This window comes from Streptomyces sp. NPDC001153, assembly GCF_053598315.1.
Genome location: NZ_JBSFJZ010000001.1, coordinates 228,932 through 252,030, shown reverse-complemented (window position 1 = coordinate 252,030; position 23,099 = coordinate 228,932). Strand labels below are relative to the sequence as shown.

The 23,099-nt window shown below is 72.6% G+C and carries 24 protein-coding genes; 12 read left to right on the top strand and 12 right to left on the bottom strand.

The window, feature by feature from the left end; translation table 11 throughout:
* Positions 1-5: 5 nt before the first annotated feature.
* The gene (locus tag ACWDEN_RS01150; protein ID WP_351604131.1) at positions 6-482 is read left to right on the top strand and encodes a (2Fe-2S)-binding protein; all 477 of its coding nucleotides are present in this window, start codon (positions 6-8) and stop codon (positions 480-482) included.
* Positions 483-565: 83 nt separating this feature from the next.
* Here ACWDEN_RS01150 and ACWDEN_RS01145 read toward each other — a convergent pair whose 3' ends face one another.
* Both ACWDEN_RS01145 and ACWDEN_RS01140 read right to left on the bottom strand, forming a co-directional pair.
* On the bottom strand, positions 566-1,516 hold the full coding sequence (locus ACWDEN_RS01145) for an alpha/beta fold hydrolase (RefSeq protein WP_351604130.1): 951 nt from the start codon (positions 1,514-1,516) through the stop codon (positions 566-568).
* A gap of 315 nt (positions 1,517-1,831) precedes the next feature.
* Positions 1,832-2,317 (bottom strand): hypothetical protein, encoded by a 486-nt coding sequence (locus tag ACWDEN_RS01140; RefSeq protein ID WP_351604129.1) that lies wholly within the window; start codon positions 2,315-2,317, stop codon positions 1,832-1,834.
* 246 nt (positions 2,318-2,563) lie between these two features.
* Between ACWDEN_RS01140 and ACWDEN_RS01135 the strand changes: the two genes are divergently transcribed.
* Together ACWDEN_RS01135 and ACWDEN_RS01130 are read left to right on the top strand one after the other, a co-directional pair.
* Positions 2,564-3,205, top strand: coding sequence for a phosphoribosyltransferase (locus tag ACWDEN_RS01135; protein WP_351604128.1), 642 nt, complete (start codon positions 2,564-2,566; stop codon positions 3,203-3,205).
* Positions 3,206-3,238: 33 nt separating this feature from the next.
* Positions 3,239-4,651 carry an RtcB family protein gene (locus ACWDEN_RS01130; protein ID WP_351604126.1) on the top strand — a complete coding sequence of 471 codons (1,413 nt, stop codon included), beginning with the start codon at positions 3,239-3,241 and terminating at the stop codon, positions 4,649-4,651.
* Positions 4,652-4,694: 43 nt separating this feature from the next.
* Here ACWDEN_RS01130 and ACWDEN_RS01125 read toward each other — a convergent pair whose 3' ends face one another.
* On the bottom strand, positions 4,695-5,153 hold the full coding sequence (locus ACWDEN_RS01125) for an archease (RefSeq protein ID WP_351604124.1): 459 nt from the start codon (positions 5,151-5,153) through the stop codon (positions 4,695-4,697).
* Positions 5,154-5,382: 229 nt separating this feature from the next.
* On the opposite strand from ACWDEN_RS01125, the gene ACWDEN_RS01120 reads away from it, so the two are divergent.
* On the top strand, positions 5,383-5,808 hold the full coding sequence (locus tag ACWDEN_RS01120) for a CBS domain-containing protein (RefSeq protein ID WP_351604122.1): 426 nt from the start codon (positions 5,383-5,385) through the stop codon (positions 5,806-5,808).
* A 52-nt stretch (positions 5,809-5,860) separates the two neighbouring features.
* On the opposite strand, the gene ACWDEN_RS01115 is transcribed toward ACWDEN_RS01120, so the two are convergent.
* Both ACWDEN_RS01115 and ACWDEN_RS01110 read right to left on the bottom strand, forming a co-directional pair.
* Positions 5,861-6,850, bottom strand: a complete 990-nt coding sequence (locus ACWDEN_RS01115) for an acyl-CoA dehydrogenase family protein (protein ID WP_351604120.1) — start codon at positions 6,848-6,850, stop codon at positions 5,861-5,863.
* The gene (locus ACWDEN_RS01110; protein WP_351604118.1) at positions 6,850-8,019 is read right to left on the bottom strand and encodes an acyl-CoA dehydrogenase family protein; all 1,170 of its coding nucleotides are present in this window, start codon (positions 8,017-8,019) and stop codon (positions 6,850-6,852) included. The genes ACWDEN_RS01115 and ACWDEN_RS01110 overlap by 1 nt, the downstream gene beginning before the upstream one ends.
* 185 nt (positions 8,020-8,204) lie before the next feature.
* Between ACWDEN_RS01110 and ACWDEN_RS01105 the strand changes: the two genes are divergently transcribed.
* Entirely contained in the window at positions 8,205-8,993 is a 789-nt protein-coding gene (locus tag ACWDEN_RS01105; RefSeq protein ID WP_351604116.1) for an SDR family oxidoreductase, read from the top strand.
* A 96-nt stretch (positions 8,994-9,089) separates the two neighbouring features.
* Positions 9,090-10,247, top strand: a complete 1,158-nt coding sequence (locus ACWDEN_RS01100) for an acetyl-CoA C-acetyltransferase (protein WP_351604114.1) — start codon at positions 9,090-9,092, stop codon at positions 10,245-10,247.
* A gap of 14 nt (positions 10,248-10,261) precedes the next feature.
* Here the strand turns inward: ACWDEN_RS01100 and ACWDEN_RS01095 are convergent, their stop codons facing one another.
* The 4 genes from ACWDEN_RS01095 to ACWDEN_RS01080 are packed head-to-tail and all read right to left on the bottom strand — an operon-like array spanning position 10,262 to position 13,738.
* Positions 10,262-11,311 carry an NAD(P)H-dependent flavin oxidoreductase gene (locus ACWDEN_RS01095; RefSeq protein ID WP_351604185.1) on the bottom strand — a complete coding sequence of 350 codons (1,050 nt, stop codon included), beginning with the start codon at positions 11,309-11,311 and terminating at the stop codon, positions 10,262-10,264.
* An 11-nt stretch (positions 11,312-11,322) separates the two neighbouring features.
* The gene (locus tag ACWDEN_RS01090; protein ID WP_351604112.1) at positions 11,323-12,096 is read right to left on the bottom strand and encodes a CoA-transferase subunit beta; all 774 of its coding nucleotides are present in this window, start codon (positions 12,094-12,096) and stop codon (positions 11,323-11,325) included.
* Positions 12,093-12,947, bottom strand: coding sequence for a CoA transferase subunit A (locus ACWDEN_RS01085; protein ID WP_351604183.1), 855 nt, complete (start codon positions 12,945-12,947; stop codon positions 12,093-12,095). Before ACWDEN_RS01085 ends, ACWDEN_RS01090 begins: the two co-directional genes overlap by 4 nt.
* Before the next feature lie 14 nt (positions 12,948-12,961).
* Positions 12,962-13,738 (bottom strand): enoyl-CoA hydratase family protein, encoded by a 777-nt coding sequence (locus ACWDEN_RS01080; RefSeq protein WP_351604110.1) that lies wholly within the window; start codon positions 13,736-13,738, stop codon positions 12,962-12,964.
* A gap of 79 nt (positions 13,739-13,817) precedes the next feature.
* Between ACWDEN_RS01080 and ACWDEN_RS01075 the strand changes: the two genes are divergently transcribed.
* Together ACWDEN_RS01075 and ACWDEN_RS01070 are read left to right on the top strand one after the other, a co-directional pair.
* Positions 13,818-14,594, top strand: a complete 777-nt coding sequence (locus ACWDEN_RS01075) for an SDR family oxidoreductase (protein WP_351604108.1) — start codon at positions 13,818-13,820, stop codon at positions 14,592-14,594.
* 34 nt (positions 14,595-14,628) lie between these two features.
* A complete protein-coding gene (locus ACWDEN_RS01070; RefSeq protein WP_351604106.1) occupies positions 14,629-15,540 on the top strand; it encodes an SDR family oxidoreductase in 912 nt (303 codons plus the stop codon).
* Between the two features lie 301 nt (positions 15,541-15,841).
* On the opposite strand, the gene ACWDEN_RS01065 is transcribed toward ACWDEN_RS01070, so the two are convergent.
* The gene (locus tag ACWDEN_RS01065) at positions 15,842-17,563 is read right to left on the bottom strand and encodes a carbohydrate binding domain-containing protein (protein WP_351604104.1); all 1,722 of its coding nucleotides are present in this window, start codon (positions 17,561-17,563) and stop codon (positions 15,842-15,844) included.
* 258 nt (positions 17,564-17,821) lie between these two features.
* Here ACWDEN_RS01065 and msrA point away from each other — a divergent pair, with 258 nt between their 5' ends.
* Together msrA and ACWDEN_RS01055 are read left to right on the top strand one after the other, a co-directional pair.
* On the top strand, positions 17,822-18,343 hold the full coding sequence (gene msrA, locus ACWDEN_RS01060; RefSeq protein WP_351604102.1) for a peptide-methionine (S)-S-oxide reductase MsrA: 522 nt from the start codon (positions 17,822-17,824) through the stop codon (positions 18,341-18,343).
* 156 nt (positions 18,344-18,499) lie between these two features.
* Positions 18,500-18,829 (top strand): ankyrin repeat domain-containing protein, encoded by a 330-nt coding sequence (locus ACWDEN_RS01055; RefSeq protein WP_351604100.1) that lies wholly within the window; start codon positions 18,500-18,502, stop codon positions 18,827-18,829.
* A gap of 231 nt (positions 18,830-19,060) precedes the next feature.
* Here the strand turns inward: ACWDEN_RS01055 and ACWDEN_RS01050 are convergent, their stop codons facing one another.
* Together ACWDEN_RS01050 and ACWDEN_RS01045 are read right to left on the bottom strand one after the other, a co-directional pair.
* Positions 19,061-20,134, bottom strand: a complete 1,074-nt coding sequence (locus tag ACWDEN_RS01050; protein WP_351604098.1) for an NAD(+)/NADH kinase — start codon at positions 20,132-20,134, stop codon at positions 19,061-19,063.
* Positions 20,135-20,170: 36 nt separating this feature from the next.
* Positions 20,171-20,374, bottom strand: a complete 204-nt coding sequence (locus ACWDEN_RS01045; RefSeq protein ID WP_351604096.1) for a hypothetical protein — start codon at positions 20,372-20,374, stop codon at positions 20,171-20,173.
* Between the two features lie 110 nt (positions 20,375-20,484).
* On the opposite strand from ACWDEN_RS01045, the gene ACWDEN_RS01040 reads away from it, so the two are divergent.
* Together ACWDEN_RS01040 and ACWDEN_RS01035 are read left to right on the top strand one after the other, a co-directional pair.
* Positions 20,485-22,194 (top strand): purine-cytosine permease family protein, encoded by a 1,710-nt coding sequence (locus tag ACWDEN_RS01040; RefSeq protein WP_351604094.1) that lies wholly within the window; start codon positions 20,485-20,487, stop codon positions 22,192-22,194.
* A 327-nt stretch (positions 22,195-22,521) separates the two neighbouring features.
* Positions 22,522-23,010 carry a DUF2795 domain-containing protein gene (locus ACWDEN_RS01035; RefSeq protein WP_450856567.1) on the top strand — a complete coding sequence of 163 codons (489 nt, stop codon included), beginning with the start codon at positions 22,522-22,524 and terminating at the stop codon, positions 23,008-23,010.
* The last annotated feature ends 89 nt before the right edge of the window (positions 23,011-23,099 follow it).

Genomic DNA, 23,099 nt, shown 5'->3' with positions numbered 1-23,099 from the left:
ATCACGTGCCCGAACACACCTTCATCCTCAACGGCCGGCGGGTGACCGTCGACATCGAGGACGACGTCCGGCTGCTGTGGGTGCTCAGAGACGTCCTCGGTGTCACCGGACCGAAGTACGGCTGCGGTCTCGGCGTCTGCCAGGCCTGCACCAGTCACATCAACGGCAAGGCGTTCAACCCGTGTTCGGTGCCTGTGAAGGACATCGGCGCCGATGACGAGATCACCACCATCGAGGGCCTGCCCGGCACCGTCGGCAAGGACCTGCACCCCATGCAGGAGGCCTGGCTGGAGTACGACGTCGCCCAGTGCGGATACTGCCAGCCCGGCCAGATCATGACCGCCGTCGCCAAGGTCCGCCAGGCCCGGGAGGAGGGCCGGGAGATCACCGAGGCCGACCTCGACGAGATCCGCAACGTGTGCCGGTGCGGCACCTATCACCGCATACGGCAGGCGATCATGGCGGGAGCGCAGAAGTACTGAGCGGCTGACCGGCCGCGACGGTGCTGTGTGCCGCCGGTGGGCTTCAGTCGCATCGCGTTCGAAGACCTCGCGCGCCGCGGGTTTCACCGCGCCAGGTCGAGGGAGCCGAGGAAGCGCAGGAGCGCGGCGTTGACCTCCTCGGGGCGCTCCTGCTGGACCCAGTGGCCGGCGCCCTCCAGGACGACGTGCTCGCGCAGGTCGGTCAGGACGTCACCGAGGTGCTGTGCGGGCATGAACATCGCGACAGGATCCCTGGAGCCGGTGAGGAAGAAGGACGGCTGCGTGATGGGGCGGCCCTCCAGCTCCCGGGTCAGCGCCCAGTTGCGGTCCATGTTGCGGTAGTAGTTGAGGCCACCCGTGAAGCCGGTCTCCTCGAACGTCTTGACGTAGTAGGCCAGCTCGGCCTCGCCGAGCCACGGCGGTGGCGGGAGTTCCGCCTCGTCGCGCGACGCCCACTCGGCGGAGTAGATGTCCCGTGCGACGAGCGTCCTGCGGACGTTCCGCGCCAGCGCCTCGTCCGCGACTCCGGGCTCCTGGAACCACACCATGTAGAAGTCGTCGCCCAGGCGCGAACGGAGGATCGGCAGCGGCGGGGCGGGGGAGCGGGGGGTGACGGGGACGCTCAGGCCGGCCACGGCACGCACCCGTTCGGGGTGCAGCCAGGCCATGTGCCATACGACGTTCGCTCCCCAGTCGTGTCCCACGAAGACCGCGTCCTCGGCGTCGGCGTCGTCCAGGAGGCCCGCGAGATCCCCGCACAGGCTCAGCACGTCGTACGCCTCGACATCCCGTGGGCGTGAGCTTCCTCCGTAACCGCGCATGTCGGGCGCGAGGACCCGGTGTCCGGCCTCGGCCAGGGCGAAGACCTGATGCCGCCAGGAGAAGGCGAGCTCGGGAAACCCGTGGCACAGCACGACCGGCGGTGTGCCGGGCCGGTGCCGGCCATGCTCGAAGACGCGCAGAGTGATGCCGTTCGTCGCGACGTCACGCGACGTCAGACGCTCCCAGTCCGCGAGGGAGACCTTCGTCGTCATACGCCACCGCACCGCCCATCGGCTGATCCACCGGGCGAACACCTGCCACCCGGCGGGGAGTTGTCCGTATCGGACCCGAGTGCAGAGCACGCTAGCGCACCTGGGGTCCCACCTGGGCTGCGGCGCGCTTGTTGTGGACGTACGGGATCTTCGACATGGTGCTGCTCGGAGGACCTGCGCGGAGTGAGGGCCGCGGTCGTGGCAGGCGCGGGCTTCACCGTGCTGCCCCGCTGTCCGTGCGCCGGTGAACCGGCCTCCGGAGCCCCCGTCCCGCCGCACGAACCCGACGACCCTCCGATCGGCACACGTCGTCGCTCAGTGTGCGCGCTCTTCGCGCGGGCCGTTCTCGGCGGCCGTGGGCAGGGGGCGAGGGGCGCTCCCGCCGGAGGTCTCCTCGGGAACCGGAACCGGCTGCCGGTAGCGCGTGGAGGTGTCGATCCTCGGTGCGGTCCGGCCGAGCCGTCGAGCCGTGGCCCTCGCCGCGTCGTCGTCCGGCATGGACACGGCGAGGAGCCGGAAGGGAGCCGAGGGCCGCAGCTCCACGACGACGACGGGTCGGCCGGGCCGCAGGGCCACGAAGTCCGTGCCGCCGGCGTGCCCGCGCGTCCCGATGGACCAGGCGCCGGGAATCCAGGTGCCGCGCTGCCGGACCCCGCGCAGGGCGCGCCACCAGTCGGGTTCGACCGTCACCCGGCACACCGCCGTCAGCGGCACCCGCACGTCACCGCGGCGGGCGGCCGCCCTGTGCCACCACGACAGGTGTACGACCACGTCGTCCCCGTCGACGAGAATGCGTGCCATCGCTCAGCTCCTCCGTTCCATACTCCCCGTTCCGCACCCGGGCCGGGAGCCGCGGACACGCCGGCGCGTGTCCCGTGTCACGGCGTGCAGCCCGGGTACCCGGCCGGGGCGCCGGAGGGAGGTGCCTCGTGCCCGTCCGGTCGTGCGAGTGAGAGCAGGCGCACCTTCCGGACGCGAGCCGTCGTACGACCGCACGCCGTGGCCCGGTGACGAGCACGGCGGAGGTGTGGAAGGAGTCGACTGGGCATGCGGTTTCATGATCGCGTCCACGCCGGCCGGGAGCTGGCCGAGCGGCTGCGCATCCGGCAGGAGGCGGGGGCGCTGACGCATCCGGTCGTGCTGGCGCTGCCGCGCGGCGGGGTGACGGTGGCCCGCGAGGTGGCGCGGGCGCTGGAGGCACCACTCGACGTGGTGGTCGCGCGCAAGATCGGCGCGCCGTTCCAGGAGGAGCTGGGCGTCGGGGCGCTCGCCGGTGACGATCCTCCGCTGTTCGACAAGCGGACCCTGGACGAACTCGGTCTGACCGAGGAGGCCCTGGACGACGTGGTGGAGCGGGAGCGGGCGGAGCTGCACCGCCGGGAGCAGCGGTACCGGGAGGGCCGGCCGCCGCCCGAGCTGCGGGACCGTACCGTGATCGTGGTGGACGACGGGGTGGCCACCGGGGCGACCGCCCGGGCGGCGCTGCGCTGGCTGCGCCGGCAGTCGCCGGAGCGGCTGGTGCTGGCGGTACCCGTGTGCTCGCCGCAGGCGGCCGAACTGCTGCGTGGCGAGGCCGACGAGGTGCTCTGCCTGCAGCGGCCGACCGTCTTCCTGGCCGTAGGGGAGTGGTACGAGGACTTCGAGCAGCTGACGGACGACGACGTGCTCGCCGCGCTGCACGGTCAGTGACCGCGGGGGCGCCGGGCCGGAGCGGAGGCCGCGATGGAGTTGGTCGAGGAACGTTCCTTCCGCTACCGCATCGAGCCGCACGCGGGCATGCGGGTGCCCGGGGTCGTGTTCGCGTCCCGCGAGCTGCTCCGGGATGCCGAGCAGTCCCTGGAGCAGGTCGTGCACGTGGCCACGCTGCCCGGCATCGTCGCCGCCTCGTACGCCATGCCGGACATCCACTGGGGGTACGGCTTCCCCATCGGCGGTGTCGCCGCCACCGACGTGGACGACGGCGGGGTGGTCTCGCCGGGCGGCGTCGGCTTCGACATCTCCTGCGGGGTGCGGCTGCTGGCCGCCGACTGCGACGGCGACGCGCTCCGGCCCGCCCTGACCGCGGTGATGGACGGCCTGGACCGGGCGATTCCGCGTGGGGCCGGTCCCGGCGGCGTGTGGCGCCTCACCGGCCCCGGAGAGCTGGAGCGGCTGCTGGACGGCGGCTCCCGCTACGCCGTGGAACAGGGCCACGGGGAGGAACGCGACCTGCTGCGCTGCGAGGACGGCGGCGCGGTGGCCGACGCGGACGTGACACAGGTCGGGCAGCGCGCCCGGGAGCGGGGCCTCGGCCAGGTGGGCAGCCTCGGCTCGGCCAACCACTTCCTGGAGGTGCAGCAGGTCGCCGAGGTGTACGACGGCCCGGCCGCGGCCGCCTTCGGGATCGGCCAGGGCCAGGTGTGCGTGATGATCCACTGCGGCTCGCGCGGGCTGGGGCACCAGATCTGCACCGACCATGTGCGGCTCATGGACCGCGCCATGGCCCGCTACGGCATCTCCGTGCCCGACCGGCAGCTCGCCTGCACGCCGGTGGACTCGCCCGAGGGGCAGGACTATCTCGGGGCCATGGCCGCTGCCGCCAACTACGGCCGGGCGAACCGGCAGTTGCTGTCCGACGCGGCGCGTGGCGTGTTCCGGCGCACCGCCGGTACGGGACTGACGCTGGTGTACGACGTCTCCCACAACCTCGCCAAGATCGAGACGCACCAGGTCGACGGTGAGCGGCGGCGGCTGTGCGTGCACCGCAAGGGCGCCACCCGTGCCTTCCCGCCCGGGCATCCCGAACTACCCGAGGACATAAGGGAGTTCGGGCAGCCGGTGCTGATCCCCGGCACCCTCGGGACGGCCTCGTACGTGCTCGCCGGCGTGGACCGGGGCGATGCCTTCCACTCCACCTGCCACGGTGCGGGCCGCACCATGAGCCGTCATCAGGCCGCGCGCAGCATCACCGGCAGCGAGCTGCGGGCACGGCTGCGGCACGCCGGCATCGCCGCGCGCCCGAAGTCCTGGCGCGGCCTGACGGAGGAGACGCCGGAGGCGTACAAGGACGTCGACGCCGTCGTCGCCGCCAGCGAGGGGGCGGGGCTGTGCCGGAAGGTCGCCCGGCTGGTGCCGCTCGGAGTGGTGAAGGGCTGACGGTCCGTGGCCGGCGGGTGGTGGACGGGGTGCGCGTGCGCGGTCACACGTCCACGATCACCGTGCAGGACCATCCGTACGCGTCCGGACCGATGTGCAGGTCCTGCCAGGAGACACCCTTGGGCGCGGCACCGATGACGGCGACGTCCCCGAGGTCGGCGAGCGACAGCCGTACCGCCAGTCCACCGTCGTCGGTGGGCTCCGCTTCCACGTCGACGGGGATCCGGCCCGCCACCTCGAGCCGGTAGACCACCTCGTCCAGCAGCGCGACCAGCAGGTCCGCATCGTCGCCGGGGGCCAGACGGACCCGTTCCAGCGTGGTGGGGTGCGCCTCGGACACATCGGCGAAGGCCTCGACCATGGCGCCTACGGCCTCGGTCAGGCACTGTTCCCGGGTGGAGCCCCAGGCCTGCAGACGGGTGTCGGCCGTGTGCGGCATCGCGCGGTGACCGTTCTCGCCCTCGCGCCGTGCGCGCAGCTCGTCGCTGATGTCACCCACCATGGCCGCCGTGATCCCTTCTGCGACTCCCCCCTCGGGTTCCATCGTCACTCGCCGGGCTCGGCGGCGCCACGTCTGCTCCGCGCCGACCGGTGCGGGCAGCGGGTGCGGCCGCCGTCCGCCGGGAAACCGTGCGCGGCGGACACCGCACGAGCCGGTTTGCCCGCGCCGTCCCGGGCTACGCGGGCGGCGAGGCCGTACGCCTCACCATCTCGGATCCGGGAGGTGCCCGATGACACGGCGGATACGTGACGTGATGTCGCCCGGCGCGGTGGCGGTGGAGCCGATGACCACGGTGGAACGGGCGGCGCTCCTCATGCGGGAGCACGACATCGGTGACGTGCTGGTCGCCTACGACTGCGATCTGTTCGGAGTGCTCACCGACCGCGACATCGTGGTGCGCACGCTCGCGGCAGGGCTGGACCCGCACACCACCACGGCCGGCACGGTGTGCAGCCGCCCGCCGGTGCTGACCGTGACACCCGAGGACACCACGGACCACGCCGTCGAGCTGATGCGCACGCACGGCCTGCGCCGGCTCCCCGTCGTGGAGCACGGCGGCTGCCCGGTCGGTTTCGTCAGCCTCGGTGACCTGGCGGCCGTGGAGGACCCTCACTCGGCACTGGCGGACATCAGCAGGGCGGAACCCAACCACTGATCGACAGCATGGCGGCGGTGACGGATCGGTCCCGACGGCAGCGGCCGGCCGGTCAGGGGGCGAGTACCCGGGCCCGGCAGGCCGTCGGGGTGCCCCAGGAGGTGCGCAGTGCGCGGGCCTTGCGGATCCACAGGGACAGGTCCAGTTCCTCGGTGTAGCCGAGGGCGCCGTGCAGGTGCAGGGCGGTGCGTGCCGCTGTGTACGCGGCCTCGCAGGCGGTGACCTTCGCCGCGGCGATCTCGCGCCCGCACCCGGGGTCACCCCGCTCCAGCGCCAACGCGGCCGCGTGGACCAGCGGTTGGGCGAACTCCAGGGCGATCAGCGTGTCGGCCAGCCGGTGCTTGACCGCCTGGAAGGAGCCGATGGCGGCCCCGAACTGCCTGCGCGTGCGGGCGTGGTCGACGGTCCGGTCCAGCAGGGCGCGGCCCAGCCCGAGGGCCTGTGCGGCGGTGGACAGCGCCGCGACCTCGGCGGCGTGCGCGGCCGCGGCGGCGACGGCCGGCCCCTGGGCCAGCACGGTGCCGCCGAGCGGTCGGGCCGGCCGCCGGGCCGGGTCGAGCGAGTGCTGTACGGGGCCGTGCGCCTCGGCCAGGCGCAGGGTGCCGTCCTCGACGACGAACACCGCGTCGGCGGCGTCCGCGTCCAGTGCGTAGGGACGGTCGGGGGACAGCAGGCACACCGAGGCGACGACCTTGCCGGCGGCGATCCCCGGCAGCCACGCCGCGGCCGTCGTCGCGTCGTGAAGCCGGTCCAGGAGGGCCGCCGCCGCGACCGTCTCCACCAGCGGGCCGGGCACCGCGTGCCGACCCAACTCCGTGAAGGCCACGGCGCGTTCGACCGGCAGCGCGCCCAGGCCGTCGTAACGCTCCGGTATCCCGAGCGCGAACACCCCCGCCTCGGCCAGCCTGTGCCACAGCGCCCGGCCGGGTCCGGTGTCACCGGCGGCCCAGGACCGTACGACGTCCGGCGTGCGCGCCGCCGTCAGCAGGGCGTCCAGTGAACGGGCGAAATCGCGCTGCTCGGCGTCGAGGAGGAAGCGCATCACCGGCGTCCCTTCGGCAGGCCGAGCAGCCGCTCGGCGATGATGTCGCGCTGGATCTCGTTGGTCCCCGCGTAGACGGGCCCGGCCAGGGAGAAGACGTAGCCCTCGGACCAGCCGCCGTGCGCGGGCGCCTCGTCGGCGTCGTCGGCGAGGTCGCCGTAGGGGCCGAGGAGGTCGAGGGCGGTCTCGTGCAGGGCGATGTCCAGCTCGGACCAGAACACCTTGTTGAGGCTGGACTCCGCCCCGATCGAGCCTCCCGCCGCCAGGCGTGAGGCGGCCGCGTAGGCGAACAGCTGGTAGGCGCGGGCGCCGATGACCGCGTCGGCGACCCGGTCGCGCAGCGCGGTGTCGGACGGGTCGGCGGCGGAGCGCCACAGCGCGGTGAGGCGGTCGGCGGCGGCCGTGAACCGGCCGGGGCTGCGCAGGGTGAGCCCGCGCTCGTTGCCCGCCGTGCTCATCGCCACCCGCCAGCCCTGGCCGGGCTCGCCGATGACGTCCGCGTGGGGCACGAACACCTCGTCGAGGAAGATCTCGGCGAAGGCGGGCTTGCCGTCGAGCCGCGCGATCGGCCGTACCGTCACCCCCTCCGCGTCCAGCGGGAACATCAGGTACGTCAGCCCGTGGTGCGGCCGGTCGGCGTCCGGGTCGCTGCGGAACAGTCCGAAGGCGCGGTCGGCGAACGCCGCCCGCGACGACCAGGTCTTCTGGCCGCTCAAGCGCCAGCCGCCCTCGGTGCGTACGGCCGTGGAGCGCAGTGAGGCGAGGTCGGAGCCCGACTCCGGCTCGGACCAGGCCTGCGCCCAGATCACCTCGCCGCTCGCCATGGGCGGCAGGACGCGGGCGCACTGCTCCGGTGTGCCGTGCTCGAAGAGGGTGGGCGCGAGCAGGTTGATGCCGTTCTGGCTGACCCGGCCGGGCGCACCGGCCGCGTAGTACTCCTCCTCGAAGATCAGCCACCGCAGCACCGGGGCATCCCGGCCGCCGTACTCCTCGGGCCAGGAGACCACCGACCAGCGGTCGGCGAACAGGGTGCGCTCCCACTCCCGGTGGGCCGCGAACCCCTCCGCCGTCTCCAGCGAGGGCAGTGGAGTGCCGGGCACATGGTCGGCGAGCCAGGCGCGGGCCTCGGCGCGGAAGGCGTCGTCCGCGGCGGAGAAGTCGAGGTCCATCAGCTGCTCTCCTCCCTGGTGGAGTTCTGGGCGACGGGCTCCGTGGGCGCGGTGCGGGCAGCGGGCATCCGCCCTCCTTCCCTAACAAGTGTTTGGTAGGTTAACGTACGGCCCGTCAGCCGTCGAGGGCCGACCGGAGCCCTCGTCGCCGAACGCGAACTCGGCCTGCCGAAGGAGGCCCGTCCGTGACCACGCCCCCGCCGCCGTACGTTCCCGGCCACGCCCTCCTTCAGGGCCGTACCGCCGTGGTCACCGCCGCCGCGGGCGCCGGCATCGGGGGAGCGACCGCGCGCCGGCTGCTGGAGGAAGGCGCCCGCGTCGTGCTCTCCGACGCCCACGCCCGCAGGCTCAAGGAGTCGGAGGCCGCGCTGGCCGCCGAGTTCGGGGCGGACCGCGTCGCGGCACTGCCCTGCGACGTCACCGAAGAGGAACAGGTCGGCGCGCTCTTCGACTTCGTGGAGGAGCGGCACGGGCGCCTGGACGTCGTCGTCAACAACGCCGGACTCGGCGGGACCGCCGACCTGGTCGAGATGACCGACGAGCAGTGGGACAGGGTCCTCGACGTCACCCTGGGCGGCACCTTCCGCTGCACCCGCGCGGCGCTGCGCCGGATGAAGGCGGCGGGCGCCGGGGGCGTCGTCGTCAACAACGCCTCGGTGATCGGCTGGCGGGCGCAGCGGGGCCAGGCGCACTACGCCGCTGCCAAGGCCGGGGTCATGGCCCTCACCCGCTGCGCCGCCCTGGAGGCCGCGGAGTACGGGGTGCGGGTGAACGCCGTGTCGCCCAGCCTCGCCATGCATCCGCACCTGGTGAAGGTGACCACGCCGGACCTCCTGGAGGAACTGACCGCCCGCGAGGCCTTCGGCCGCTGGGCCGAGCCGTGGGAGGTGGCCAATGTCATCGTCTTCCTGGCCAGCGACTACTCCTCGTACCTGACCGGGGAGGTCCTGTCCGTCAGCAGCCAGCACGCCTGAGCCCCGCGGGCGCCCCGGCCGGAAGGTACGGGTACCCGGTGAGCCGGCCGGGTTTGCACTGACACCGCAGACATCACCGATCCCCAAGGAGTGGCCATGGCCGAGGCATACATCGTCGAAGCGGTCCGCACCCCGGTCGGCAGGCGCGGCGGCGGGCTCGCGGCCGTCCACCCGGCCGATCTCGGCGCCCATGTGCTGACGGCGCTGATGGAGCGCTCGGGTGTCGACCCGGCTGCCGTCGAGGACGTCGTCCTCGGCTGTGTGGACACCGTCGGACCGCAGGCCGGCGACATCGCCCGCACCTGCTGGCTGGCCGCCGGGCTGCCCGAGGAGGTGCCGGGCGTGACGGTGGACCGCCAGTGCGGTTCCTCCCAGCAGGCCCTGCACTTCGCCGCGCAGGGCGTGCTCTCGGGCACCCAGGACCTGGTGGTCGCGGGCGGCGTGCAGAACATGTCGATGATCCCGATCGCCTTCGCCACCCGCCAGGCCGCCGAGCCCCTCGGGCTCACCCAGGGCCCCTACGCCGGTTCCGAGGGCTGGCGGGCCCGCTACGGCGACCGGCCGGTCAACCAGTTCACCGGCGCGGAGATGATCGCCGGTAAGTGGGGCATCTCCCGCCGCGACATGGAGGAGTTCGCGCTGCGTTCCCACCAGCGGGCCGTCCGCGCCATCGACGAGGGCCGCTTCGACCGTGAACTCGTCCCCTACGGCGAGGTGACCCGCGACGAGGGTCCCCGGCGCGACACCACCCTGGAGAAGATGGCGGGCCTGAAGCCGGTGGTCGAGGGCGGCCGGCTGACCGCCGCCGTCTCCTCCCAGGTCTCCGACGGCGCCTCCGCCGTGCTGATCGCGAGCGAACGAGCCGTACGGGAGCACGGTCTGACACCCCGCGCCCGCGTCCACCACCTCTCGGTGCGCGGCGAGGACCCCATCCGGATGCTGTCCGCGCCGATCCCGGCCACGGCGTACGCCCTGAAGAAGGCCGGGATGACCCTGGACGACATCGACCTCGTGGAGATCAACGAGGCCTTCGCCCCGGTGGTGCTCGCCTGGCTGAAGGAGACCGGCGCCGACCCGGAGAAGGTCAACGTCAACGGCGGCGCCATCGCCCTCGGCCACCCGCTGGGCGCCACCGGCACCAAGCTCATGACCACGCTCCTGCACGAACTGGAACGCACCGGCGGACGCTACGGCCTGCAGACCATGTGCGAGGGCGGCGGCCAGGCCAACGTCACCATCGTCGAGCGGCTCTGACGCCGAGGAGTCGTCTACTCGGGCCGGGGCAGTCCGCGGAGCGTGGCCCGGGCCTCCGCCATGACCCGGTCGACGAGCTCTGCGCAGGACGGGAGATCGTCGATCAGACCGGCGACCTGACCTGAGGCCATCACACCGAGGTCGGTCCTGCCCTCGACCATCGACGCCCTGAGCAGCATGGGGGTGTTGGCGGCCAGCAGGACCTGACTCCACGTCAACTCCTTGCCGTGCCGCATGGCCAGACCGTCGCGGACCATCCGCGCCCAGCTCATGCCCGACAGCGCTTTGAAGGACGCCGCGTGCCGTACGGCGCGCAGCAGCGCGCCGGCCCGGCCGGAGCGTTCGAGGGAGTCGACCAGCTCGGTGCGCAGCATCCGGTGGGGGAGTCCGTCGACCTTGGTCGTGACGGTGACGTCGTCCACCGTGGCCGCCAGGTAGCGGGCCTTGACCGCGTCGGGGACCGTGCTGTCGGAAGTGAGCAGGAAGCGGGTGCCCATGGCGATCCCGGCGGCACCGTGGGCGAGCGCGGCGACCAGGCCGCGGCCGTCGTGGAAGCCGCCGGCCGCGACGACCGGGATGCCGACCGCGTCGACCACCTGGGGGAGCAGGACGGTGGTGGCGACCTTCCCGGTGTGCCCCCCGCCCTCCCCGCCCTGCACCACCACCGCGTCGGCGCCCCACGCGGCGACCTTCTCGGCGTGCCGCCGGGAACCGATGGACGGGATGACGACCACGCCGGCGTCCTTCAGCCGGGCGATCAGCTCCCGGGAGGGCGCGAGCGCGAACGAGGCGACCCGCACCCCCTCCTCGATGATGATCCGCACCCGCTCGGCGGCGTCCGAGGCGTCCGCCCGCAGATTGACCCCGAAGGGCGCGCCGGTACGGGACTTGACCTCGCGGACGGCAGCGCGCAACTGCTCGGTCGTCATGGTGGCCGAGGCGAGGATCCCGAGCGCGCCCGCGTCGGCGGTGGCCGACACCAGACGGGGGCCGGCCACCCAGCCCATGCCGGTCTGCACGATGGGGTGCCGCACACCGACGAGCTCGGTCAGCGGGGTGGCGATCGTGATGTCGCTCACGCGGGCACCTCGCGCTCGCGCAGCGCCGTCGGGTCGATGACCTCGCGGATCAGCCGCAGTTCTCCGGGGGTGGGGTCCCGGGTGTACGGCACCTCGTCCGGGACCGTGAGCGCGAAGCCGGTGGCCTCGGCGACCTGGCCGACCGTGACCCCGGGGTGCAGTGAGCGCAGCCGCATCGTCCGGTCGGGCGTCCGGAAGTCGAGGACGCCCAGGTCGCTCACGACCTCCGCGATGCGGTGGTACCGGGACGCGGAGGGACCGGCCGCCGCGGCACGGTCGTGGCCCACACCGCACACCATGTCCACCCGCTCGACGAACACCCGCTTCGAGTGCCGTGGCACCCAGTAACTGGTCGGATTGTTGAGGGTGTTGGCGGGGGCGCCGCGCACGCCCAGCAGCTGGCGGGTGGGGCGGGCCCAGTCGCCGATGCAGGAGATGTTCTGGTTGCCGTACCGGTCGAGCTGGCTCGCGCCCATCATCACGTGCCGCCGCCCGGTCGCGACCAGCGCCAGGTGCTGCCGGAACGGCAGCCAGCCCTCGACCACCCCGGCCCTGGCACCGACCGCCGGGACGTCACCGATCAGCAGCGCCTCGCCGTCGGTCAGCAGCAGGTCGGGGGAGAACGTCAGCTTCGCCAGCCGGGCCCCGATCGTCGGGACGGTGCCCATCGGGCTCGCCAGTATCTCCCCCGCGTCCCGCCAGACCTCGGCGCAGGCCACCACGCAGTACTCGGCGCGCGTCGCCTCCGTCGTCGTACGGGTGTCACTCATGCGCCTGCCTCCTCCTCGTGGAACGCCGCCACCGCGGCCTGGTACGCCTCCTCGTCCCCGGACAGGAACCGCCCGGCGAAGGCCCGCCAGGTCTCCGGGTCGCGGGCGGCCCGCGCGTAGGCCCGCTGGAACGCCTCGTCACGGTCGTGGTCGGGGACGCAGGAGGTGAAGTGGGCGCCGTTCGGTGTCTCCACGACACCGTTCACGAAGGCGCGCTTGACCAGCAGGGTCTGCGGCCCGGCGTCCTTGAGCAGGTCGGCGCTGTCCACGATCCGCTCGCAGGAGACGTAGGCGGCGTCGGCGGCCTCGCAGAACAGGTCGTCGAAGTAGGGATCGGGGCCGAGGTACTGGGCGTTGCCGTGCACGTCCGCCCGGTTGAGGTGCACCAGCGCGGCGTCCAGGCGCAGGGCCGGGACGGCGACGAGCTCCTCGCCGTCCTCGTACGGCGAACGCACCGTCCGCAGGCCGGGGTTGACCCTCATCACGTCGGATCCGAGACCGGCCCGGACCGGCATGAAGGGCAGCCGGTGCGCGGCCGCCGTCAGTCCCCACATGAACATGGCCTCGTCCAGCTCCACCAGTTCCAGCGCGCCCCGCTGCCGGGCCGCCGTGAAATGCGGCTCGAGGGGGATGGAGTCGAGGGTGGCGAAGGCCGCGACCAGCGTGCGGATCCTGCCCGCGGCGGCGAGCAGGCCGACGTCCGGGCCGCCGTAGGAGACGACGGTCAGGTCGGTGACGTCCGAGCGCAGCAGCGCCCGCACCAGTGCCATCGGCTTGCGCCGCGAACCCCAGCCGCCGATGCCGATCGTCATGCCGCTGTCCAGCCGGCCGACGACCTCCTCGGCGGTCATCGTCTTGTCCCTGCTCACGACTGCTGCTCCCGGTCCGTGCCGATGGCTTCGCGGCCCTTGCCGAAGGTGTCGCGGACCCGGTCGGCGACACCGCTGAGGTTGGCCTCGAAGGTGAAGCCCTGCTCGAAGCGGTAGCTGCGGCGCACGTCGACCGGGTCGATGCCGTTGATCGCCGCCTTGGCCAGGCGGATCAGGGACCCGTCCTTGGCGGCGATCTCCCGGGCCAACTCCCGTGCGGCCGTGTGGAGTTGTTCGCGCGGGACCACCCGCCACACCGAGCCGTGCCGGTGCAGCTCCTCGGCGGAGACGGTGCGCGAGGTGTAGTACAGGGTCCGCATCAGGTGCTGGGGCACCAGCCGGGCGAGATGGGTGGCCGCGCCGAGGGCGCCACGGTCCAGCTCGGGCAGGCCGAAGACGGCGTCGTCGGCGGCGACGATCGCGTCGGCGTTCCCGGCCAGCCCGATGCCGCCGCCCAGACAGAAGCCCTGTACGGCGGCGACCACCGGGACCTCGCAGTCGTACACGGCGGCGAACGCCTCGGAGCAGCCGCGGTTGGCGCCGAGGAGGGCCTCGTGCCCGGCCGTGCGCTGCATCTCCTTGATGTCGACACCCGCGTTGAAGCCGCGGCCCTCGGCGGTGAGCACCACGCACCGGACCTTCGGGTCGGCGCCGGCGGCGCGCACACAGGCGGCCAGTTCGTACCAGCCGCGCACGGGAAGGGCGTTGACCGGCGGGAAGTCCACGGTGACGACGGCGACGCCTTCTTCGGGGACGGAGGTGGAGACACCCATGAGCAGATCAGCTACCTTTCCACCAAACGTTTGTTAGGCGAGAAGGTAGCAGCGGAGTGCGCGCTGCGGGAGGTGTCCTTTGGCGGCGGTCATCGATCTCACCGGACGCGTCACGGTGGTCACCGGCGGAACCCGGGGCGTCGGCGCCGGCATCGCCCGGGCATTCCTCGAGGCCGGCGCGGACGTCGTGACCTGCGCGCGCCGGCCCCCGGACGAGCCGCTCGAAGCGGCCGGCCGCACGGCCCGCTTCCTCTCCGTCGACCTGCGCGACGCCGACGCGGTCGGCGCCTTCTTCGCGCGTGTGCGGGGCGAGTACGGACGCCTCGACACCCTCGTCAACAACGCCGGAGGCACCCCCTTCCGGGTGCTCGGCGAGGGCGGAGCGGGACGGCACGCCCGGGTCCTGGAGCTGAACCTCCTGGCGCCCCTCACCGCCTCACTCGCCGCCTACGAGGTGATGCGCGGTCAGCAGGGCGGCGGATCGATCGTGATGATCGGCAGCGTCAGCGGGACCCGACCCTCACCCGGCACCGCGGCGTACGGCGCGGCCAAGGCCGGCCTGGACCACCTCGCCCGCTCCATGGCCGTGGAATGGGCGCCGCGGGTGCGGGTGAACACGGTCGTCCCGGGCATGGTCCGCACCGAACTGTCGCACCTGCACTACGGGGACGAGGACGGCATCGCCGCCGTCGGCCGCACCGTCCCGCTCGGCCGACTCGCCGCGCCCGCCGACATCGGCGACGCCTGTGTCTTCCTCGCCTCCGACCGGGCCTCCTACATCAGCGGGGCGAGCCTGCACGTCCATGGCGGAGGAGAGCGCCCCGCCTTCCTCGACGCGGCAAGTGTCAACAAGTGACGGGCTCTTGGACACCCACGAGAGGACTCTTCCCATGACCGGACTGTGCACCGGACGCGTGGCCGTGATCACCGGTGCGGGCCGCGGCCTGGGCCGCGCCCACGCCCTCGCCTTCGCCGCAGAGGGAGCCAAGGTCGTCGTCAACGACCTCGGCGTGGGCCTCGACGGCACCGGCGGGACCGCCGGACCGGCTCAGCAGGTCGTCGACGAGATCCGCGCGCTCGGCGGTGAGGCGGTCGCGCACGGAGGCGACATCGCCACCGCCGAGGGCGCCGCCTCCCTCGTCGCCACCGCGCTGGACACCTACGGCCGCCTGGACACGCTGGTCAACAACGCCGGATTCCTGCGGGACCGCATGCTCGTCAACCTCGACGAGGACGCCTGGGACGCGGTCGTGCGCGTCCACCTCAAGGGCCACTTCCTGCCGCTGAGGCACGCCGCCGCGCACTGGCGTGCCGAGTCGAAGGCGGGCCGCGTGCCCGAGGCCCGGGTGATCAACACCAGCTCCGGAGCCGGGCTGTCGGGCAGCGTGGGCCAGGGCAACTACTCCACCGCCAAGGCCGGGATCGTCGGCCTGACCCTCGTCGCCGCCGCCGAACTGGGCCGCTACGGCGTCCAGGTCAACGCCATCGCCCCGGCCGCCCGGACCCGGATGACCGAGCGGACCTTCGCCGGGACCATGGCCGCCCCCGAGGACGGCGGCTTCGACGCGATGGCCCCCGAGAACGTCTCCCCGCTCGTGGTCTGGCTCGGCTCCGCCGCCTGCACGGGGGTCACGGGCCGGGTCTTCGAGTCCGAGGGCGGCCGCATCACCGTCATGGAGGGCTGGCGCCCGGGCCCCACCGCCGACAAGGGCGCCCGCTGGACCCCGGCGGAGGCGGGCGAGGCAACCCTGAAACTGCTCGCCGAGGCGGAGACGCCGCAGCCGGTCCATGGCGCACGGTAACTCCCGAGGGGTTGTCAGCGGCCCGCACCGGTACGGGAGATCCCGCGGCGCCACCGGTGCGTGCGGTCCGTGGTCCCGGTTCGGCGTCGGCATGAGTACCTGGCCGCGGGGTACCGGGCCCCCTCGGCACCGGGAAGTCGGCGCCGTAAGGGCCGTGACCAGCTGGACGGCCGAGGAGGCGGCACCGCTGTCGTCGGCAGCCACCACGACGAGCGTCGGTAGGCCGTCATCGGCCAGTACGTCGTGCGGCGCGCCGCCCCTCCTGGAGGGCGCGCCGCACGCGTGGTGGGCCCGGGCGCGCCTAGCCGAGGGTGAAGTCGTCGGCGTGGACGTCGGACTGGCCGTACCAGCCGTGGACGTAGACGGTGACGGTTCCGCTGCTGCCCGTGGTGAAGGTGACGGTCAGCTGGTTCCAGCTCGTGCTGTTCGACCACGTGCCGGCGGTGGCGCCGCCGCTGACCCCGATGTAGGCGTAGGGGCCCTGCACCCAACCGGTGAGCGTGTAGGTGTGGTTGGGGGACAGGGTGACGGTCTGGTCGCATTCGCCGGTGCTGCTGGAGCTCGGGGTGACCTGGAGGGCGTGGCTGCCGCTGTGGACCGGGCTGGAGACCACCGAGCTGCCGCCCGTGCAGGTCCAGGGGCTCGGGCTGCCGGTTTCGAAGCCGGCGTTGGTCAGTGAGCCCCCGCCGCCACCTCCGCCTCCGCCGCCACCGGAGGTGACGGTGAGCGTGTAGGTCGCGCTGTGGCTGCCTCCCGCCGCGGTCCCGGTGACCGTGATCGGGTAGGTGCCCGCGGCGACGGAGGAGCCGACCGTCGCCGTCAGCGTCGAGGTGCCGCCGGACGTCACGGAGCCGGGGCTGAAGGAGACGCCGACGCCGGAGGGCGCGCCGGAGGCGGAGAGGCTGACGGACTCGGCGCTGCCGGAGGTGACGGCCGTGGCGACGGTCGCGGTCGCGGAACCACCCTGGGCGACCGAGGCGGAGCCCGGTGACAGGGACAGGGAGAAGTCGCTCGTCGTGCCTCCGCCCCCACCGCCCGAGCTGCCCTCGTACGGCACGAAAGCGTCCGTGAAGGCGAGGCTGTTCTGGCTGATCTCGCTGCACGTGGGCAGCGAGTTGGCGCTCCCGCTGCACGGCTGGTCCCGGGTGACGGCCCAGAAGGCGAGCCGTCCGACGCCGTTCTGCGCGGCGAAGTTCTCCACGGTGCGGGCGTCGGCCAGGGTGAACGTCGAGCCGTCGTCGTTCTTGCCGATCATCGGGGTGATCCCGAGGTTGGCGTAGGTGTAACCGGAGTCGACGGACTGCATCTGCGCCAGCGTGGCCCTGGCCGCGTCGACCGCGCCCTGGCCCATCTCGGTGCCCGTGCCCGCGTAGTAGTCCATGGCCATGATGTTGACCACGTCGATCCTGATGCCCGCGTTCTTGGCGGCCTTGAGGATGTTGACGCCGTCGTTGGTCAGGCCGCTGGTCAGTACCGGCAGGGTCATGGAGAACTGCAGGCCGGGGTTGGACGCCTTGAGGTCCTTCATCGCCTGCATCTGGCGGGCCGCTGCCGCGGTGTCCGCGACGGCGGCGCCCTCGACGTCGAAGTCGAGTCGGGTGACGCCGTAGTCGTTGACGAGCGCCTGGTATCCGGCGTCGATGCTGCTCTGGGTGGAGCAGGTCCAGGCGAGCGGCTCGCCGCTCGCCCCGCCGGAGGAGATGATGACGGACGCGCCCTCGGACTTCGCCCTGGCCATCTCGGGGTCGGTGTAGGAGTCGTTGCCGATGGGGAGGGTGTCGCCCCAGATCTGGTTGCAGCCTTCGCCGAGCACGAACGCCGCGGTGTAGGCCTTGAGTTGGTGTCCGGTGATGGCGGTGTCGAGGAGTCCCTCCTGACTGTTGGACATGTCGACGTAGGGAGCCACGGAGTAGACGCTGCTCGCCGCCGCCGCGGCGCTGTCGGCCGGTGCCAGAGCCACGGCGGCGCCGGTGGCCGCGAGCGCGAGCGCGCAGGCGGAAGACGCAAGTCTTGCCAGGTGCATGACAGTGCCCCTTCTGGGGATGCCTCGGGCGTGGAGTGGTGGGGTGGTGCCGTGCGAGCCGAGTTGGTACATACCAAAGCGCCGGTGGGTCTCCTCGTCAAGAGGACTAGACCAACTCGGTCCCACCGGATTTCCGAGGCCCGGCTGTGTACGGAGTGCGGGGCGAGGGCTGGTCGCGCGCGGGCGGTATTAGGCTGGGGGACCGTGTAACCGGCACGTCGAGTGACCGCGCCGGGCTCGAGCTTCAGGGAGTGACCGATGACCGTGGGAACCGAGCGGGCCGTCCTGGCAGGCGGTTGTTTCTGGGGCATGCAGGATCTGGTCCGCAAACAGCCGGGCGTGGTGTCCACGCGCGTCGGCTACAGCGGCGGCGACACGCCGAACGCCACGTACCGCGACCACGGCGACCACGCCGAGGCCATCGAGATCCTCTTCGATCCCACGGTGACGAGCTACCGCGACATCCTGGAGTTCTTCTTCCAGATCCACGACCCGACCACGCGCGACCGCCAGGGCAACGACATCGGGCGCAGCTACCGGTCCGCCATCTTCTACGGCGACGAGGAACAGCACCGTGTCGCCGTGGACACGATCGCGGACGTCGAGGCGAGCGGGCTGTGGCCGGGGAAGGTGGTCACGGAGGTGGAGCCCGTGGGCGACTTCTGGGAGGCGGAGCCCGAGCACCAGGACTACCTGGAGCGCTACCCCAACGGCTACACCTGCCACTTCCCGCGACCGAACTGGAAGCTGCCGAAGCGGCAGTCGTCCACGACGGACTGAGCCGGGGCGGGGCGACACCGAGGGCGAGCGCGAGCCCGCCCCACGGGGGACATGTCTTCGTGGCTTTCCGACTTGCAGACAAGGACACGTTCGCGGCACTGCGGGACCGGCTCGCCGATGCGGCCCGCGACGGGGACTGGCGGACCGCTTCGGGAGGTGCTCGACGAGCATCCGGCCCGGATCAACTCCGCGCGCCTGGAGGGCCGTGGCGGTGACGCGCCCCTGCACCGGGCCGCATGGCACGGCGCGTCCGCCGACACGGTCGGGCGGCTGCTGGAGTACGGCGGCTGGCGGACACTGAGGGCTGCCGACGGCACCCGTGCCGTGGACATCGCAGCCCAACGCCGGCACCAGAACCTCACCGCTCTACTCCGCCCGGACCTCGGACACCCCCTGCCACCCGGCGAGACCGCCCGGCTCCAGGAACACCTGCACCGCCTCATCCGGCGCCGAGCGGGCCTGGACAGCTCAGCGGTCGCGGGCTGACCGTGGACAGCTGGATCCGTGTCGTCGGCGGCTCGGAGCGGACCGATCGGGTCACCGTCGGCGGGGTGTGGTTCCAGGAGGGGGCAGCTCTGACCCGCCGAGCCGAGCGACCGGCATGACCTGTCCGCATCCGGGGGTGGTGTGGATCACTGGGCGGGCGGCGCACCACTGCCGTGGTGGTCGGCGTGCCCAGGGCTCCCCGGATCGCCGTGTGCGGTTCGTCTCCGGAGCTCAGGTCGGCTGATGCCCGTCCTCGGGAGCCGGAGGCAGCGCGAGGTGGGCCAGGTCGTCCGGCCGGGGTGTGGTCACCGGCCACAGGGGAGCGGCTTCCCCGTCCGCGAGCGCGGCAGGCGCGTCGGTGAGGTTCATCCGCTCGCGCAGCCGGCCGTAGAAGTCCATCGGGCCCAGCCGGACCGCCTTCAGCCGGCGCGGTGCGGCGTACACGCCGATCCAGTCACCGGGGCTCAGTACACCGCGCAGCTGGCCGTCGATGCTGACGGCGGCCTGGCCCGACCGTTCGAGGATCCTGAGCGCGATGGCCTCGTCGGGGGCGGCCACGACCGAGCGGTTGAACACCATGTGCGGGGCGACCGGCGTGAAGACCAGGCCCTCCGCACGCGGCGAGACCACCGGGCCGCCCGCGGCGAAGCTGTACGCGGTGGAGCCCGTGGGCGTGGCCACCAGCAGCGCGTCGGCGGAGTAGCTGGCCAGGAGCCGGCCGGCCAGATAGACGCCGACCGACACCTGCCGGTCCCTGGCGAGCTTCTCCACGACGACGTCGTTGAGCGCGGTGACGTCGAGCGCGACGCCCCATTCACCACCGACCTCGCACTCCGCCCGCACCCGGGGCGGCGGCAGCATGGGCCCACGGCCGTACCGCACCAGCGCCTCCATCTGCGCGGGCACCTCCAGCCGGCAGGACGCCCGCATGGTGAGGAGCATCCGGCTCTCCACGGTGATCCGCTCGGAGCGGACCGCGTCCAGCGCCGCGCGCACCGCCGAGGCCGGGACCTCGGTGAGGAAGCCGACGCGCCCGAGGTCGACGCCGAGGACCAGGGCGTCGTTCGCGGCCGCCAGCCGGGCGCCGCGCAGAAAGGTGCCGTCCCCGCCGAGGGTGACGATGAGGTCGGGATCGCCCGCCGCGTCGACCTCTTCCCGGGCACTGTGCCGCGCCCCTTCCTGCCACACGTCGATGTCGGCGCATCTCACGGCGTGCTCCGTGCACCACTCGCGCACCACGCGCGCGGTGGCCAAGGCCTCGGCGCGGCCGCCGTGCACCACCAGGCCGATACGGTTCACCGTCATACCCACCTCCCAGCCGGCTGCTCCCGCCCGCCATCCTCACCGCGGACCGCTCCGCCGCCGCACGCGCCACGCCGCCGGAAGACGTCGATGAACGCGCTTGCCGAGGTCGGCGCGCAGGATGTCGTACAGGGCGCGCAGCAGGGGCGAGGAGGGGGTGTGCTCCGGAACGAGGCGGAAGAAGGACGAACCCCCCCGGAACCCGACGGCCCCGCCCCCGTGACCAGCGGCGATCTCCCTCATCCTGCCCGTCGTTGTAAAGACGGCGAAACGGCGGAGTAATGGCGCGGCGCGACCCTTCCCTGCAACGCCCCGGGATCCACCGGGGTGGACCGCAGGAAGAGGGAGCAGCCGTGACGGAGACCGTCGACCAGCAGGCGCCACCGGCCCCGCCGTCCTCGCCGGGCGGCCGGACGTACAACGGGTGGGCCCGGAAGGACACCCTGGAGGACTACTCGCTGCGCTACGCGCCCAAGTCCTTCCGCCGCTGGACGCCGTACGTCGTGGCCACCACGGCCCTCGGCGGCATCGCCTATCTCGCGGACTTCGCCATCGGCGGCTCGATCGCCGTCTCCCACGGCTTCTCCAGCGCCATGGTGGCGATCCTGACCGCGGCGGTGGTCATCTTCCTCACCGGCATCCCGATCTCGTACTACTCGGCGAAGTACTCCATCGACATGGACCTGCTGACCCGGGGCGCCGGATTCGGCTATCTGGGCTCGACGCTGACCTCGGTGATCTACGCGAGCTTCACCTTCATCTTCTTCGCCCTCGAAGGCTCGATCATGGCGCAGGCCCTCGAACTGGGCCTGCACATACCGCTGCCCGTGGGCTACCTCGTCTGCTCGCTGATCATCCTGCCGCTCGTCGTGTACGGCATGACCGCGCTGTCGAAGATGCAGGTGTGGACCCAGCCCGTCTGGCTGGTGCTGATGGTCGCGCCGTTCGTGTCCATCGCGATCCAGGAGCCGGGAAAATTCGCGGAGTTCACGCACTTCGCGGGTGACTCGCCCACCGGATCGAGCATCAGCGTGCTCGGGGTCGGGGCGGGCGCGGGCGTCGCCCTGTCACTGATCGCGCAGATCGGGGAGCAGGTCGACTATCTGCGCTTCATGCCCGACCGGACGGCCGGCAACGGCCGGCAGTGGTGGGCCGCGGTCCTCGGCGCCGGACCCGGCTGGGTGGTGCTGGGCGCGCTCAAGCAGATCGGCGGCGCCTTCCTCGCCTTCTTCATCGCGTCAAGCGTGGGACTGGCCAAGGCCAACGAGCCGATCCAGCAGTACGTCCACGGGTTCGGGACCTTCGCCGCGCCCGTCGCCCTGGGACTGGCCACGTTCTTCGTCATCCTGTCCCAGATAAAGATCAACTCGACGAACGCGTACTCCGGTTCGCTGTCCTGGTCGAACTTCTTCTCCCGGCTGACCCACCGTCACCCCGGCCGCGTCGTCTACATCTTCCTCAACGTCGGCATCGCCCTCGCCCTGATGGAGGGCGGCGTCTTCGGCTTCCTCAACACCGTCCTCGGGTTCTACTCCAACGTGGCGATCGCCTGGATCGGCGCGGTCGTCGCCGACCTGGTCGTCAACAAGCCGCTGAAGCTCAGCCCGTCGTACATCGAGTTCAAGCGGGCCCATCTCCACCACTTCAACCCGGTCGGTTTCGGCTCCATGCTGATCGCGTCGGCGGTGTCCATCGCCGCGTACTTCGACGCCTTCGGCGCCTACGGCAAGGCGTTCTCGCCCTTCGTCGCGCTGTTCCTGGCCATGGTGCTCTCGCCGCTGTTCGCCGTGCTGACCAAGGGCAGGTACTACATCGCCCGCGCGGACGCCCTGGACGAGCCGCTGCTCGGACCCGACGGGCTGCCCTCGGCGGCCACCCTGACCTGCTCGGTGTGCGCGACCGGCTTCGAACGGCCCGACATGGCCGGCTGCCCCTTCCACGGGGGCGCGATCTGTTCGCTGTGCTGCAGCCTGGAGAAGGACTGCCACGACACGTGCAAGTCCGCGCAGGCTGCGGAGGGCCCGGTCGAACTGGGCGTGCCCACGGTCCGCGCCGTGGACTGAGGCAGGGCACACGACATGCGTGCGGCGGCCGGTGCCCCGGCCGCCGCACGCATGTCGCCCGGTCACTCGTTCCGGAAGACCGCCTTGCTCACCTCGGCCGGGTTCTGGAACCGCTTCTTCCCGAGGTGGTCGATCCGGTCGGTGATCTCCTTGGACGCGTGGGGCTCCCCCAGGCGGTGAGAAGGTGCTGGGTCCGTACGCCGGCGCCGCATACTGCGCGGGGACCGGTCAGGTCCCCGTCGCCCGGCAGCGGATTCATGGATTCTCCCCGGTCATGGGAGGCGGGAGGGGCGGGTACTCGGTGTCTTCGACAACCGGCACGGACGCGTGTGGGAGGCCCCGACGAGCGAGAGCACCCCGTCGCAGGCCGAGGGCGAGCGGGAGCCGGGCGTCGCGGAGGCCGAGCAGCCGCCGCGTACGACTCCGTCCCAGGCGGAGGGCGAGGACACCGCGGACGAGAACGCCGGGGAAGGCGACGAACGAGGAGGCGCCATGAGCACGGCACACACCAGCGTCCCCGAGGTGCTGGCGGCGCTGAAGGACGTGTCGTACCCGGCCGACAAGGAACGCCTGGTCACGGCCGCGCGGCAGGCGGGCGCGTCGGACGAGGTCGTCAAGGCCCTGCGCGGCATCCCCGCCGAGCAGTACACGGGCCGCGACGACGTGGCGAGGTCGGTACGGGTCGACCCGGACTCGGACCTCGGCCGCACCGCGGCACAGCGCGCGGAACAGGCACGCGAGGGTGGGAAGCCCGGCCTCTCCCAGCACCTGCGGGAGGAGCCGAGGACATCGATCCAGGAGGAGTTCGACCGCTGAACCACGAGTATCGCCGGGGCCGTTGGGCCTGGCGTCCGTCCTTGACGGCCCGGCCCCCTGTTCCTAGCGTGCGGAGTAGACACGTCTAG

Coding starts and splice junctions, on each gene's coding strand:
- ACWDEN_RS01135 (WP_351604128.1), top strand. CDS start 2,564: ATGCGGTTTCATGATCGCGTCCACGCCGGCCGGGAGCTGGCCGAGCGG.
- ACWDEN_RS01070 (WP_351604106.1), top strand. CDS start 14,629: ATGACCGGACTGTGCACCGGACGCGTGGCCGTGATCACCGGTGCGGGC.
- ACWDEN_RS01115 (WP_351604120.1), bottom strand. CDS start 6,850: ATGCGCTTCCTCCTCGACGCCGAGCAGCGCGATTTCGCCCGTTCACTG.
- ACWDEN_RS01125 (WP_351604124.1), bottom strand. CDS start 5,153: ATGGTGGGTGACATCAGCGACGAGCTGCGCGCACGGCGCGAGGGCGAG.
- ACWDEN_RS01120 (WP_351604122.1), top strand. CDS start 5,383: ATGACACGGCGGATACGTGACGTGATGTCGCCCGGCGCGGTGGCGGTG.
- msrA (WP_351604102.1), top strand. CDS start 17,822: ATGACCGTGGGAACCGAGCGGGCCGTCCTGGCAGGCGGTTGTTTCTGG.
- ACWDEN_RS01045 (WP_351604096.1), bottom strand. CDS start 20,374: ATGAGGGAGATCGCCGCTGGTCACGGGGGCGGGGCCGTCGGGTTCCGG.
- ACWDEN_RS01090 (WP_351604112.1), bottom strand. CDS start 12,096: ATGAGTGACACCCGTACGACGACGGAGGCGACGCGCGCCGAGTACTGC.
- ACWDEN_RS01085 (WP_351604183.1), bottom strand. CDS start 12,947: ATGACCGCCGAGGAGGTCGTCGGCCGGCTGGACAGCGGCATGACGATC.
- ACWDEN_RS01110 (WP_351604118.1), bottom strand. CDS start 8,019: ATGGACCTCGACTTCTCCGCCGCGGACGACGCCTTCCGCGCCGAGGCC.
- ACWDEN_RS01100 (WP_351604114.1), top strand. CDS start 9,090: ATGGCCGAGGCATACATCGTCGAAGCGGTCCGCACCCCGGTCGGCAGG.
- ACWDEN_RS01130 (WP_351604126.1), top strand. CDS start 3,239: ATGGAGTTGGTCGAGGAACGTTCCTTCCGCTACCGCATCGAGCCGCAC.
- ACWDEN_RS01140 (WP_351604129.1), bottom strand. CDS start 2,317: ATGGCACGCATTCTCGTCGACGGGGACGACGTGGTCGTACACCTGTCG.
- ACWDEN_RS01080 (WP_351604110.1), bottom strand. CDS start 13,738: ATGGGTGTCTCCACCTCCGTCCCCGAAGAAGGCGTCGCCGTCGTCACC.
- ACWDEN_RS01065 (WP_351604104.1), bottom strand. CDS start 17,563: ATGCACCTGGCAAGACTTGCGTCTTCCGCCTGCGCGCTCGCGCTCGCG.
- ACWDEN_RS01050 (WP_351604098.1), bottom strand. CDS start 20,134: ATGACGGTGAACCGTATCGGCCTGGTGGTGCACGGCGGCCGCGCCGAG.
- ACWDEN_RS01145 (WP_351604130.1), bottom strand. CDS start 1,516: ATGACGACGAAGGTCTCCCTCGCGGACTGGGAGCGTCTGACGTCGCGT.